Annotated in this window: 10 protein-coding genes; 9 read left to right on the top strand and 1 reads right to left on the bottom strand. The window is 68.1% G+C overall.

What is annotated here, in order from left to right:
• The first annotated feature begins 79 nt into the window (after positions 1-79).
• On the top strand, positions 80-1,060 hold the full coding sequence (locus N5K27_RS12925) for a tripartite tricarboxylate transporter substrate binding protein (protein WP_087840325.1): 981 nt from the start codon (positions 80-82) through the stop codon (positions 1,058-1,060).
• A gap of 19 nt (positions 1,061-1,079) precedes the next feature.
• Here N5K27_RS12925 and N5K27_RS12920 read toward each other — a convergent pair whose 3' ends face one another.
• Positions 1,080-1,979, bottom strand: a complete 900-nt coding sequence (locus N5K27_RS12920) for a LysR family transcriptional regulator (RefSeq protein ID WP_279816910.1) — start codon at positions 1,977-1,979, stop codon at positions 1,080-1,082.
• A gap of 396 nt (positions 1,980-2,375) precedes the next feature.
• Between N5K27_RS12920 and N5K27_RS12915 the strand changes: the two genes are divergently transcribed.
• The 8 genes from N5K27_RS12915 (at position 2,376) to N5K27_RS12880 (ending at position 13,727) form a co-directional block, all read left to right on the top strand.
• Complete coding sequence (locus N5K27_RS12915; RefSeq protein ID WP_165963236.1) at positions 2,376-2,531, top strand: hypothetical protein; 156 nt, start codon at positions 2,376-2,378, stop codon at positions 2,529-2,531.
• A 36-nt stretch (positions 2,532-2,567) separates the two neighbouring features.
• A complete protein-coding gene (locus N5K27_RS12910) occupies positions 2,568-2,933 on the top strand; it encodes an SMR family transporter (protein ID WP_279816905.1) in 366 nt (121 codons plus the stop codon).
• A 9-nt stretch (positions 2,934-2,942) separates the two neighbouring features.
• Positions 2,943-3,275: a multidrug/spermidine efflux SMR transporter subunit MdtI gene (mdtI, locus tag N5K27_RS12905; protein ID WP_087840321.1), complete on the top strand. Its 333-nt coding sequence runs from the start codon at positions 2,943-2,945 to the stop codon at positions 3,273-3,275.
• 53 nt (positions 3,276-3,328) lie between these two features.
• Complete coding sequence (gene hemE / locus N5K27_RS12900) at positions 3,329-4,402, top strand: uroporphyrinogen decarboxylase (RefSeq protein WP_087840320.1); 1,074 nt, start codon at positions 3,329-3,331, stop codon at positions 4,400-4,402.
• A gap of 404 nt (positions 4,403-4,806) precedes the next feature.
• Positions 4,807-7,017, top strand: coding sequence for a primosomal protein N' (locus N5K27_RS12895; protein ID WP_279817140.1), 2,211 nt, complete (start codon positions 4,807-4,809; stop codon positions 7,015-7,017).
• Between the two features lie 199 nt (positions 7,018-7,216).
• Positions 7,217-9,241, top strand: coding sequence for a UvrD-helicase domain-containing protein (locus tag N5K27_RS12890; protein WP_132980258.1), 2,025 nt, complete (start codon positions 7,217-7,219; stop codon positions 9,239-9,241).
• A gap of 189 nt (positions 9,242-9,430) precedes the next feature.
• The gene (locus tag N5K27_RS12885; protein WP_279816902.1) at positions 9,431-11,524 is read left to right on the top strand and encodes a hydantoinase/oxoprolinase family protein; all 2,094 of its coding nucleotides are present in this window, start codon (positions 9,431-9,433) and stop codon (positions 11,522-11,524) included.
• Positions 11,525-11,540: 16 nt separating this feature from the next.
• Positions 11,541-13,727: a hydantoinase B/oxoprolinase family protein gene (locus N5K27_RS12880; RefSeq protein ID WP_279816899.1), complete on the top strand. Its 2,187-nt coding sequence runs from the start codon at positions 11,541-11,543 to the stop codon at positions 13,725-13,727.
• Positions 13,728-13,738 lie beyond the last annotated feature (11 nt).

Below are 13,738 nucleotides of genomic sequence, written 5' to 3'. Positions count from 1 at the left end.
GGAAAAATTTGATTTTAGTGTCAGTATATTTCGTATATTGGGACTATAAAACGAACGTCCCGTCCGAGAGGAGACAGCTATGAACCACAACAGGCGTGCCCTCCTGGCCGCGCTGCCCGCGATGGCATGGGGGATGCCGGGCGGTGCCCGCGCCCAGGGCAACGCGTATCCCACCCGACAAATGCGCTTCATCGTGCCGTTCACGGCGGGCGGGGGCAACGATGTGCTGGCGCGCGACATCGCGCAGCCGCTGGCGGACATCCTGGGCCAGCCGATCATCGTCGACAACAAGCCGGGGGCCGGCGGCAACATCGGCGCCGACCTCGTGGCCCGGGCCGCGCCGGATGGCTACACGCTGCTGCTGGCCACCAACACGCTGACCATCAATCCCTTCGTGCTGCGCAACATCCCCTTCGACGTGGCCCGCGATCTGGCCCCTGTCATGCGCATCGCCAACCAGCCCATTGTCATCGTGGTCAACAACGCCTTGCCGGTGAAGAACATGCGCGAGCTCGTGGCCTATGCGGGCGAGCATCCCGACCGCCTCAACTACGCCTCCCCGGGCAGCGGCACGCCCCACCACATGGCGGCCGAACTGTTCAAGCAGGTCTCGGGCATCCGGATGGTCCACGTGCCCTACAAGGGCGCCAGCCAGGCGCTGACGGATCTCATCGCGGGCCAGGTGCAGGTCATGTTCGCGTCCATCATCTCGGCGCTGCCGTTCATCCAGAGCGGCCGGGTGCGCGTCATCGCCACGGCCGAAGGCCGCCGCCTGTCCCTGCTCAAGGACGTGCCAACCGTTCAGGAATCGGGCTTCCCCACCTACTCGGCCACCATCTGGGGCGGGGTCATGACCACCGCCGGCACGCCGCCGGCCGTGATCGACAAACTGGCGGCCTCGATCCGGCGCGCGTTGGACAAGCCGGGCGTGCGCCCGGGCCTGGTGGCCTCCGGTTTCGAGATCCTGCCCGAAGGGCCGGCGGAGTTCGGCGCCACGGTGCGCAGCGATCTCGTCCAGTGGCAGGCGGTGGCCCAGAAGATCGGCCTGGTGCCGGAATGATCCGCGGCGCGGGTGCGTTTCAGCCGCGCCCCGACCCGAACACCGATACCAGGAAATCCACAAAGGCCTTGATGTGCGGCGGCACCGGGCGACGCGCCGTGTACAGCACCGCGATGGGCGGCCCCGGGCGCTTCCAGTCGGGCAGTACCTGCACCAGGCGCTTCTCCGCCAGCGATTGCGCCAGCAGGAAGTCCAGGTCTTCGTAGATGCCCAGCCCCGCCAGCGCGCAGGTCAGGCCCGCGCGCGTGTTGTCCACGATCAGGCGGCCCTCGGCGGCCACGCTGACGGTCTGCTTGCCCTTGACCAGTTGCCAGTCGTAGGGGCGGCCGGTGTCCGGATCCCAGAACTCGATCAGCCGGTGCCGGCGAAGTTCATCCGGATGCCGCGGCGCGTGATAGAGCTTCAGGTAGGCGGGGCTGGCCGCCATGATGTAGTTGCCCCGGCCCAGCAGCTTGAAGCGCAGCGGCGAATCGCGCAGCGGGCCCACGCGCAGGCCGATGTCGGCGCCCGAGACGGTGGGGTCGACCACGCCTTCGTTGAGCGAGATGCGCAGCGAGATGTCCGGATAGGCCTGGACGAATTCCGGCAGGCGCGGGATGACGCGCGCGTTGGCCACCGATTCGGCCATTTCCACGTGCAGGTGGCCTTCGGCGCGGCCGCTGCGCGTCTGGATTTCCGCATCCAGCTCGGCCAGCCCTTCCAGCAGCATGCCCGCCCGCTCGGCGTAGCGCCGGCCTTCGCGGGTCAGCCAGACGCGCCGCGTGGTGCGATTGAGCAATTGGGTGCCCAGGTGCCGTTCGAGTTCCTGGATGTGGCCGGTGATGGCCGAGCGCGAGACGCCGAGCTTGCGCGCGGCGCCGGTGAAGCTGCCGGTGTCGGCCACGGCCAGGAAGGCGCGTATGGGAGTCAGGCGGTCCATTGTTCAAGTATAGATAACAATATGGTCAAGGCATCGAAGCAATGACGCCCTATACTGGAATACGCAATAAGTATCCTTTTTCATAGGGAGCGACCCCATGTTCTGCCCGCTGTTTCGCGGACCGATCGCAAGGCGCCCTGCCACGTTCGCCGCAGGATATTCCGGAATTCCCGCCCACGCCGCGCATGGCGTGCGGCCGGCATCCCGCAGTCATCCTGCCCGTGTCTTCCGCGCTTCCTCGGTCCTGCCCGCACCGGATCGTTAGCGTCGTCCGGACGCCCGCGCCGCCGCGCACTCCATCGTTGCCTCCGGCGGCCGCACCCCGACCTCGCCATTACCACGACTGCCGCGCCAGCCGCATGGCTGCTCGCGCTCGTCACTCAAAGGAAGCGCATCATGAATACGCCCATTACCACCCGAATCCATCACCCGATCCCGCCGGCGATGCCGGACCCCGCGTTCGCGTTCCGCCCGGCCGAGGTTCTGGTGGCTGCCGCCAAGGTGCTGTTGCCCTTCGTCATCATGGCCGGAATATTGTTGCTCGCAAGGTAACAATTCCGCAACAACCATGAAAACGAGGAGCGCATCATGCGACATTGGTTTTTTCTTGCCATCGCCATCGCTGCCGAGGTGGCGGGCACCAGCTTCATGAAATGGAGCAGCGTCCACGGACACCTGGGCGGCCTGGCGGCGATGTTCGTCCTGCTGGGCGCGTCGTACTACGCGTTGTCGCTGGCCGTGACACGTGTGCCGGTGGGCCTGGCCTACGCGGTCTGGGAAGGCGTGGGGCTGGTGGCGATCACGCTGGTCAGCCTGGCCTGGTTCGGTGAAAGCATCGGCCCCGCCAAGGCGGCCGGCATTGTCGCCGTGCTGGGCGGCATCCTTCTGATCAAGCGTGGCATGACGCCCGCCCCGGACGAGGACGCCGTCCCCGCGCTTGCCGCCTCGCGGTAAGGGGGCGTCATGCTGGATTCCTTCACCTGGTTCCACGGGGCCATGCTGCTGATCGCGGCTGCCCTGGAAGTGGCGGCCAACATCTTCCTGAAACTGTCGCGGGGCTTCACCCGCAAGCGGTACGGGGCGCTGTCCATCGCCCTGGTCTTCGGCGCCTTCGCCTGCCTGTACGTGGCGGTGCAGGGCATCGAGCTGTCGGTGGCCTACGCCGCCTGGGGGGCGCTGGGCATCCTGGCGACCGCGCTGGCCGGGCGGGCCCTGTTCGGCCAGCACATCCGGCCCGCCGGCTGGGCCGGCATGGGGCTGCTGGTGGCGGGGCTGCTGCTGATGAAGTTCGCCTAGGCCCCGAGCGCCACCCAGGTAAAATCCCAGGCTTCTCTTTGCCGAGGTCTGCCGTGTCCGAGCCCAAACTCCAGAATGACGTCTTTTTGCGGGCTCTCGCGCGCCAGGAAACCGAATACACGCCGGTCTGGCTGATGCGGCAGGCCGGCCGCTACCTGCCCGAATACAACGCCACCCGGGCGCGCGCCGGTTCCTTCCTGGGGCTGGCCAAGAACCCCGACTACGCGACCGAAGTCACGCTCCAGCCGCTGGCGCGCTTTCCGCTGGACGCGGCCATCCTGTTTTCCGACATCCTGACCGTGCCCGACGCCATGGGACTGGGCCTGGACTTCGCCGCGGGCGAGGGACCGCGCTTCGCGCGTCCGCTGCGCACCGAGGCCGACGTGGCCAACCTGGCCGTACCCGACATGGCCGAGTTGGACTATGTGTTCGCCGCCGTCAGGCAGATCCGGCGGGATTTGCACGGCCGCGTGCCGTTGATCGGCTTTTCCGGCAGTCCGTGGACCCTGGCCTGTTACATGGTGGAAGGCGCCGGGTCCAGCGATTACCGCACGGTCAAGACCATGATGTACAGCCGGCCCGACCTCATGCATCGGATCCTGGCGGTGAACGCCCAGGCGGTCGCGGTTTATCTGAACGCCCAGATCGAGGCGGGCGCGCAGGCGGTCATGATCTTCGACAGCTGGGGGGGCGTACTGGCCGACGGGCTGTTCCAGGAGTTCTCGCTGGCCTATACCAGGCAGGTCCTGGCCGGGCTGGTCCGCCAGCATGAAGGCCGGCAGGTGCCGGCCATCGTGTTCACCAAGGGCGGAGGGCTGTGGCTGGAAGAGATCGCCGCGTCCGGCTGCGATGCGGTCGGCCTGGACTGGACCGTCAACCTGGGCAAGGCGCGGGCCGCGGTAGGGGATCGCGTCGCCTTGCAGGGGAACCTGGACCCGATGACCTTGTTCGGCGGACCGGACCGCATCCGGGCCGAAGTGGCGCGCACGCTGGACAGCTACGGCCCGGGACCGGGCCATGTCTTCAACCTGGGACATGGCATCTCGCAGTTCACGCCGCCCGAGGCGGTCGACGTGCTGGTGGAGGCCGTTCACCAGCACAGCCGCAGGCAGCGCGCCGGCGCCTAGACGCTCCTTGTGGACGAGTCCCCGAGCGGGGCGAATGGCAGTGCTAACCCGTATTGCCCAGAGCCCGGATTCAACTTATGCACATTCGGGCTTTTGTCGGGAACGTATCTTGCAAGCTCGACGGGGCCACGGTTGTAGGCTGTAAGCATTTGATTTTTATGGATTTTTGTGGATCTGTATCATTAGATCCCAAAGCAAGCACTTTCCGTCTACGTCCTATTACCTTAATTGTGCGCCGGTTGTCCCCAAAGTTATCCACAGCTTCCGGCCCGATTAAAAATTCCCTGTCGAGCGGCGGGGTTAGCAAAGATTCAGAGGTTTTACTTTAAGTTCCCGCGGCCAGGATGCCGCAGTCTTCAAGCGGAGTTCACCAGTTGTCCACATCCCCGTCCGTCCCTCTATCTCTGGTCTCGCCGTCATGCGGGCAGGAAGGGACGACCTGGGTACGCGTGGCGCTGGACGTGCCGCTGGCGGGGCTGTTCGACTACCGAGCGCCGGCCGGTGCGCGCGTGGGGCAGCGCGTGATCGTTTCCTTCGGCCGCCGCGAGATGGTAGGTATCGTGATCGAGATCCCCGCGGCGCCGGCGATTGCGGTCGAGCAGGTCAAGGACGTGGTGCAGATGCTGGACGATCTGCCGCCATTTCCCGAAGATTGGCTGAAGTTGGCGGCTTTTGCGGCCGACTATTACCAGCGGCCGCTAGGCGAGGTCATGTTGCCCGCGCTGCCCGGGCCGCTGCGCAAGCCGGCGGCCTACCAGGGGCTGCGGGCCGGTGGCGGGCCGGTGGCGCGGCTGGACGCCAAGGCCGCGCGGGCGGCTAAGCCCAAGCGGACGCGGCGCAAGAAGAGCCAGGCAGAGGATGAAGAGCGGGCGCTTACTTCCGACGTTAGCGTTTCTACGACTGACAGCCCGGAAGCAACGCCCAGCGCGCCGCCGGTTTCCCCGCCTGCCCTGAACGCCGCTCAACAGGAGGCGGTGGACGCCTTGTCGGGCCTGTCGGGCTTCAAGCCCGTCCTGCTGCATGGCGTGACCGGCAGTGGCAAGACCGAGGTCTACCTGCGCGTGGCCGAACGCGTCCTGCGCGAAGGCAGGCAGGTGATGCTGCTGGTGCCCGAGATCAACCTGACGCCGCAGCTGGAACAGGTCTTCCGCCGGCGCCTGGAGGCCATCGCGGGGCCGGGCGGGGTGGCCGTGCTGCACAGCGGGCTGGCCGACGGCGAGCGGCTGGAGGCCTGGCTGCGGGCGGTGCGGGGACAGGCCCGCGTGCTGCTGGGAACGCGGCTGTCGCTGTTCACGCCATTGCCCGATCTGGGCCTGATCGTGGTCGACGAAGAACACGACCCGTCCTACAAGCAGCAGGAAGGGCTGCGCTATTCCGCCCGCGACCTGGCGATCTGGCGCGCCCGCGACCGCGGCGTGCCGGTGATCCTGGGGTCGGCCACGCCATCGCTGGAGACCTGGCACCACGCCCAGACGGGCCGCTACCTGCTGCTGTCCCTGCCGCAGCGGGCCCTGGCGGCCGAACCGCCGCGCATCCGGCTGCTCGACACCCGCAACGTGAAACTCCAGCAGGGCCTGGCGCCGCCGCTGCTGCAAGCCGTGGCGCAGCGGCTGGAGAAAGGCGAGCAATCGCTGATCTTCCTGAACCGGCGCGGCTATGCGCCCGTCCTGCATTGCGACGCATGCGGCTGGGTCAGCGGCTGCCCGCGCTGTTCGGCCTACATGGTGCTGCACCGCCAGCCGCCGCGCGTGCCGGGCGGTCCGGGACGCCACGAGCTGCGCTGCCATCATTGCGGCTGGCAGCAGCGGGTGCCGATGGCCTGCCCGGATTGCGGCAACCAGGACCTGCAGCCCATGGGCCGCGGCACGCAGCGGCTGGAGGAACACCTGGGCGAGCTGTTCCCCGGCGCGCGCATCGCGCGCATCGACGCCGACAGCACGCGCCGCAAGGGCAGCGCCCAGGAGCTGTTCGCCCGCATGCATGCGGGCGACATCGACATTCTGGTCGGCACGCAGATGGTGGCCAAGGGGCACGACTTCCAGAACCTGGGCTTCGTCGGCGTGCTCAATGCCGACGCCATGCTGTTCTCGCACGACTTCCGCGCGCCCGAGCGCCTGTTCGCGCAACTGATGCAGGTGGCGGGCCGCGCCGGCCGCGCCGGCACGCCCGCCGAGGTCTACATCCAGACCGGCTATCCCGAGCAGCCGCTGTACCAGGCCCTGGTGCGCCACGATTACGCGGGCTTCGCGCGCTACGCGCTGCGCGAACGGGAATCGGCGGGATTGCCGCCCTTCGCCTACCAGGCCCTGCTGACCGCCGAGGCGCGCGAACTGGCGCAAGCCCAGGCCTTCCTGGCGCAGGCCCGGGCCTGGACGGAGGGGGGCGATGGGACCGATTCGTCCCAGGCCGCGGATATGTCGCGCATTACGCTCTATGATCCTGTACCGCTGCGCGTGGTTCGCGTGGCCAATGTCGAACGCGCCCAGTTGCTGGTGGAAAGCGACAGCCGTCCCGCATTGCAGGGTTTCCTGCGCGCGTGGGCCGGCGTGCTGCCCGGCCTGGCGGCGGCCGCCCGGGTGCGCTGGCACCTCGAGGTCGATCCGCTGGAGATCTGATGCGCGATCCCTGGCCGCCGTCCATGTCCGCCCCCGAGTACCGTCCGCGCGGCCGTCCGCCGCGCGCCATCGATTTCCAAGCTAGCGTATGACTGCCTCTTCCTCTTCCGCCGCGACCCGTGCCATGGACCGCGCCGACTCGCGGCTGAACAAGCCCGACGGACGCGCATCGGCCGCGCTGCCCCCGCTCGACGCCGGCATGAACCCGGCGCAGCGCGAGGCCGTCCGCTACCTGGACGGCCCCTGCCTGGTGCTGGCCGGGGCCGGCAGCGGCAAGACCCGCGTCATCACGCAGAAGATCGCCTACCTGCTGCGCGACTGCGGCTATTCGGCGCGCAACGTGGCCGCGCTCACCTTCACCAACAAGGCCGCGCGCGAGATGGCCGAGCGGGTCGGGTCGGTCGCGCCGCCCAATGCCATCAAAGGCCTGACCATCAGTACCTTCCACTCGCTGGGCGTGAAGATGCTGCGCGAGGAAGCCAAGCAGGTGGGGCTCAAGCCGCAGTTCTCCATCCTGGCGGCGGACGACGCCATGGGCATCGTGCAGGAACTGGTCGCCACCACCGACAAGGGCCTGATCCGTGCCGTGCAGACCGCCATCTCGCTCTGGAAGAACGCGCTGGTCGAGCCCGACCAGGCCGAGCGCCTGGCCACCACCGAGAGCGAGCGCGATGCCGCGCGCGTCTACCGCAGCTACAACGCCACCCTGCGTTCCTACCAGTCCGTCGATTTCGACGACCTGATCCGCCTGCCGGCCCGGCTGCTGGAATCCGACGCCGAGGCGCGCGAGCGCTGGCAGTCGCGCATCCGCTACCTGCTGGTGGACGAGTACCAGGACACCAACGCCTGCCAGTACCGGCTGGTGCAGTTGCTGACCGGACCGCGCGCGATGCTGACCGCGGTGGGCGACGACGACCAGGCCATTTATGCGTGGCGGGGCGCGACCATCGAGAACCTGGCCAAGCTCACCACCGACTATCCCAACCTGCGCGTCATCAAGCTCGAGCAGAACTACCGTTCCATGCAGCGCATCCTGGCGGCGGCCAACAACGTCATCGGGCACAACCCCAAGCTGTTCGACAAGAAGCTGTGGTCGGACCTGGGCGTGGGCGATCCGATCGGCGTCATTCCCATGGACGATGAAGAGGCCGAGGCCGAATCCGTGGCCATGCGCATCTCCGCCGCGCGTTTCGAGCTGAAGGCCGACTGGCGCGACTTCGCCATCCTCTACCGCAGCAACCACCAGGCGCGCATATTCGAGCAGGCCCTGCGCAACCTGAAGATCCCGTACATGGTCTCGGGCGGGCAGAGCTTCTTCGACAAGGCCGAGGTGCGCGACATCATGGCCTACCTGCGCCTGATCGCCAACGACGAGGACGATCCGGCCTTCATCCGCGCCATCACCACGCCCAAGCGCGGCGTGGGCCAGTCGACCCTGGAAGTGCTGGGCACCTACGCGGGCGAACGCGAGATCCCGCTGTTCGCCGCCGTGTTCGAGACCGGCCTGGAGCAGCGCCTGCAACCGCGCCAGCTCGGCCCGCTGCGCGAGTTCTGCGAGTTCATCAACCGCATGCAGTGGCGCGCCGGCGCCGCCAAGGGCGATGCCGCCCCGTCGGGCGAGACCGCCTCCGAGATCCTGGACGACCTGGTGCGCGCCATCCAGTACGAGCGTTACCTGTACGACCACTTCGACGAGCGCGGCGCACAGAACCGCTGGCAGACGGTGCTGGACCTCCTGGGCTGGCTCAAGCGCAAGGCCGAGGAAGACAAGATGAGCCTGATGGACCTGGTCCAGCACATCGCGCTCATCACCATGCTCGAGAAAAGCGACGACGAGGACCCCGACCTGGTGCGCATGTCCACGCTGCATGCTTCCAAGGGCCTGGAGTATCCACATGTGTTCCTGGTCGGCACCGAGGAAGGGCTGCTGCCCCACCTGGGCAAGGACGACGAGGAAGGGGACCCCGCCAAGGCGGCCGAATCGCTGGAAGCGCGAGTGCAGGAAGAGCGTCGGCTGATGTATGTCGGCATCACGCGCGCGCGCCGCACGCTGACCGTCACCTGGTGCAAGAAGCGCAAGCGCGGCCGCGAGGACATCGCGCGCGAACCTTCGCGCTTCATCAAGGAAATGGGGCTCGAGACCGACGAAGTGGCCGATGCCACGCCCGGGCTCAGCGCCAAGGAAAGGCTGGACCGGCTGAAGTCGCTGCTGAAGAAAGGCTGAGCCGGCGAGGGCGTCGAGCGGCGCCAGCTTGCCGCCCTAAAAGGGTAATTACCTAGTCTTTTAACATTCTATAGTTCTATACATAGAATGTTTTTCGGGTTCTAATAGCGCCAGATTCGGACGCGGCCGCGCGGCGGCCGTGTGCCGGGGAACGATCGCCCGCTGGGGCGGCATCTGGAGGAAAGACTCGTGTCTTACATAGGTACGGATATCGGAGGGACGTTCACCGACCTCGTTCTTCTGTCCGACGACGGCGACGTGCGCATCTTCAAGGCGCTGACGACGCCCGACGACCGCACGCGCGGCGTGCTGGACGCCATGAAACTGGCGGCCGAGGAACTGGGCATCCCGGCCGATCGGCTGGTGGCCGAACTGAAATACTTCTCGCACGGCACCACCGCCGCGACCAACGCGTTCATCGAACGCAAGGGCGCGAAGACGGGGCTGCTGACCACCCGCGGCTTCGAGGACACGCTGCGCATCCAGCGCGCCATGGGCGGCTGGATCGGCATGCCCACGCACGAGATCTCGCACTTTTCCAAGCGCCGCGTGCCCGAGCCCATCGTGCCGCAGGACCTGATCAAGGGCGTGGTCGAGCGCGTGGACTACAAGGGCGAGGTCATCGTGCCGCTGGACGAGGCGGCGGCGCGCCAGGCCATACGCGAGCTGCGCGACGCGGGCGTCGAGGCCATCGCCATCAGCCTGCTGTGGTCGTTCCGCAATCCGGCGCACGAGCGGCGCCTGGCCGAACTGGTGGAAGAAGAGGCGCCGGGGCTGTTCGTGACGACGTCCTCGCTGCTGGTGCCCATCATCGGCGAATACGAGCGCACGTCGACCACGTCGATCAACGCCTACCTCGGCCCGGTCATCCATCGCTACATCAACGGGCTGGAAGGGGCGATCCGGCGCTTCGGCTTCCAGGGACCGATCTCCATCATGGAGTCGGGTGGCGGCGTGCTGCCCGCGGCCGAGGCGGCGTTCCAGGCGGCCAACCTGCTGACCTCGGGCCCGGCCGGCGGCGTGCTGGCCTCGCAGAAGCTGGGCGACCTGCTGGGCTATCGCAACGTGCTGACGGCCGACATGGGCGGCACCAGCTTCGACGTGGGCCTGATCGTGGATGGCCAGCCGTTGCTGGAAACGGTGCGCGAAGTGGGCCGATTCCACGTGGCGCTGCCGTCGATCAAGGTCACGGCCATCGGTGCGGGCGGGGGCTCGATCGCCCGCGTGCGCGACGGCCACCTGACGGTGGGCCCGGAAAGCGCGGGCTCCACGCCGGGGCCGGCGTGCTACGGCCGCGGCGGGGTCGAGCCGACCATCACCGACGCCGACGTGGTGCTGGGCATCATCGATCCGCGCTACTTCCTGGGCGGTCGCATGGCGCTGGACGTCGAGGCCGCGCGCCAGGCCGTGCGCAAGTACGTGGCCGAGCCGCTGGGCATGAGCGTGGAAGAGGCCGCCGCGGGCATCCGCGAGGTCGCCAACAACCAGATGGCGGACCTGCTGCGCCGGGTCACGCTGCGCGCGGGCTACGATCCGCGCGACTTCGTGCTGATGGCCTACGGCGGCGCGGGCGCCACGCATGCGCACCAGTACGCCGAGGTGGCCGGCATCGGCAAGGTGGTCGTACCCAACACCGGGCCGGCGCATTCGGCCTACGGCACGGTCACGGGCGACCGCCACCGCTCGTTCTCGCTGGCGGTGGGCCAGCACGCGCCGGCGCGTTTCAAGCGGGCATCCGAGCACATCGAAATCGCGGCCCTGAACGAGGGCTTCGGCCAGATCGAGGCCCGCGCGCGCGAGGCGCTGGGCGACGACGTCACTATCCACCGCTACATCGGCATGCGTTTCCGCCAGCAGGTACACGAGATCGGCGTCGAGGTGCCGGCCGGCCAGCTCCAGGCCGCCGACGTGGATGCGCTGGTGGATGCCTTCGAGGCGCAGTACGAGCGCATCTACGGCAAGAACACCGCGCTGCGCAGCTCGGGCGTGGAGTTCACCGTGGTGCGGGTCGAGGGCACGTCCCCGGTCATCAAGCCGGCAGCGCGCCAGGTCGACGGCGCCGGCCGTTCGAACCGGCCGGTGTCCGACCGGCAGGTCTATTTCTACGGCCACGGCTTCATCCGCGCCGACATCTACCGCAGCGAGGACGTGGGCCCCGGCCGTGCCATCGCGGGCCCCTGCATCATCGAGCGGCCCGACACCACCATCGTCGTCGGCCCGGACCAGTCGGTCGAAATGGAGCCCTACGGCAACTTCGTGATTTCCATCGCGCGCAACCAATAACGCTATCGAGACGAGCATGCATCAGGTCTACGAATACACGGCCAAGGAGGTCGACCCGATCACCTTCGAGGTGATCCGCCACCGGCTGCTGTCGATCACCGACGAACAGGCGGCCACGCTGGCCTCGGTGTCGGGATCGGCGCTGGTGAACGAGGCGACCGATTTCAACACCGGCCTCTACCGCGCCTTCGGCGAAGTGGTCACCATGGGCAAGACGGTGACCTTCCACGCGGCCTCGCTGTCGCTGATGGTCAAGCACGTGATCGAGGATTGCGAGGACACCGTCGGCATCAATCCGGGCGACATGTTCATCGTCAACCACCCGCACAAGGGCGCGCTGCACTGCCCGGACGTGGGCGTGCTGGCGCCCATCTTCGTCGACGGCAAGCGCATCGGCTGGACCGGAGCCTGCGCCCACCAGCTGGACGTGGGCGGCATGGTGCCGGGCAGCTTCGCCTCCATGGCCAAGGACATCCGCCAGGAAGGCATGCTGATCCCGCCGGTCAAGATCATCGATCGCGGCGAGCTGCGCAGCGACGTGTTGAATTTCATCACCGGCATGTCGCGCCTGCCCACCAACATCAGCCTGGACCTGAAGGGGCTGATGGCGGCCAACAACATCGGCGTGAAGAGCCTGCTCGACACCATCGCCAAGTACGGCGTGGACACGGTGCTGACGGTCATGGACGGCATGATGAGCCTGTCCGAGACCAAGATGCGCAAGCGCCTGAAGGAGCTGCCCGACGGCGTGTTCCGCGCCCAGGCCTTCCTGGACCACGACGGTTTCGACAACAAGATCTACAAGATCCACGTCGAACTGCGCAAGCAGGGCGACCGCATCGTGTTCGACTACACCGGGTCCGACCCGCAGGCGCCGGGCTTCGTCAACGCGACGCGCACGGGCCTCCTGGCCGGGGTCTACGCCGGCATCCTGCCGGTCATCGCCTACGACCTGCCGTGGAACGAGGGCCTCCTGCGGCCGCTGGAGGTGCTGTCCACCGAAGGTTCCATCGTCTCGTGCAAGTTCCCCGCGCCGTGCAGCCAGGGACCGCTGGGCGCGATGTGGCTGGTCGAGGTCACCACCACCGAGGTCATCTCCAAGCTGATGGCCACGCATCCGGACTACCTGGCCGAGGCGCAGTCGTCGCCGGCCAGCGGACCGGACCTGTTCCACATCCACGGCCGCAACCAGTACGGCGAACCGGCCACCGCGCCCATCCTGGAAGTGATGCTGTCGGGCGGCGGCGCCTATGCGCACCGCGACGGCGTGAGCGTCTCGGGCCAGCGCAACATCACCGCGGGCCGCGCGCCCAACGTCGAGACCACGGAACTGAAGCTGCCGGTGCTGTACATGTATCGCCGCATCATCACCGACAGCTCGGGGGCCGGCCGCAACGTGGGCGGCCAGGCCGCCGGGGCGGCCTTCGTGCTGCACGGCGTGGACGAGGTCGAATCGCTGGTGGCCTGCCACGGCTACCAGTCGCCCACCTCGCGTGGCCTGTTCGGCGGCTATCCCAGCGGCTGCAATCATCGCCGCTTCCTGCGCCACAGCAACATCCGCCAGTTGCTGGCCGACGGCGTGTTCCCCGACCGCATGGACGGGCTGCAGGGCGAGGAGGTCGAGTTCAACGCCAAGCCGCCCGAGTTCGAGTTCGGCAAGGATGACGTGTACGAGTGCAATCCCACCGCCGGCGGCGGCTGGGGCGATCCGCTGGGGCGGCCGGCCGGCAGCGTGGCCGCCGATGTCGCGGCCGGGGCCTTCTCGGCCCAGGTGGCCGAACGCATCTTCGGCGTGGTGACGAAGGGCGGCGCCCTGGACGAAGCCGCCACCGCCGCCGCGCGCGCCGCGATCCGCCAGCGCAGGCTGGCGTGGCCGGCCGGCAAGGCGTTGGCCGCCGCACCGCGCACGGAGCAGGCCGAGCCGGTGGCCATCGTCGGCGACGTGGCGCGCATCGTGCGCGCGTCCGGCACGCCCTACCTGGTCTGCAACAGTTGCGACACGGCCATCGCGCCGGCGGCGGAGAACTGGAAGGACTACGCGCGCCACCACCTCGCCACCCCCGAGGACCTGGGCCCGCGCGTGCGCATCCACCACGACCTCGAGGTCGTCCAGCACGCCTGCCCGCATTGCGCCACGCTGCTCGACGTCGAGGTGCGCCGCAAGGGCGAGGCATCCCTGTTCGACATCCAGGTCGCGGCCTGAAGGAGGCATCC

Origin of the sequence: Pigmentiphaga sp. GD03639 (genome assembly GCF_029845405.1) — a bacterium.
Classification (GTDB): domain Bacteria; phylum Pseudomonadota; class Gammaproteobacteria; order Burkholderiales; family Burkholderiaceae_B; genus Pigmentiphaga; species Pigmentiphaga daeguensis.
The sequence above is the reverse complement of the archived record's forward strand: the minus strand, read 5'-3'. Positions and strand labels throughout refer to the sequence as shown.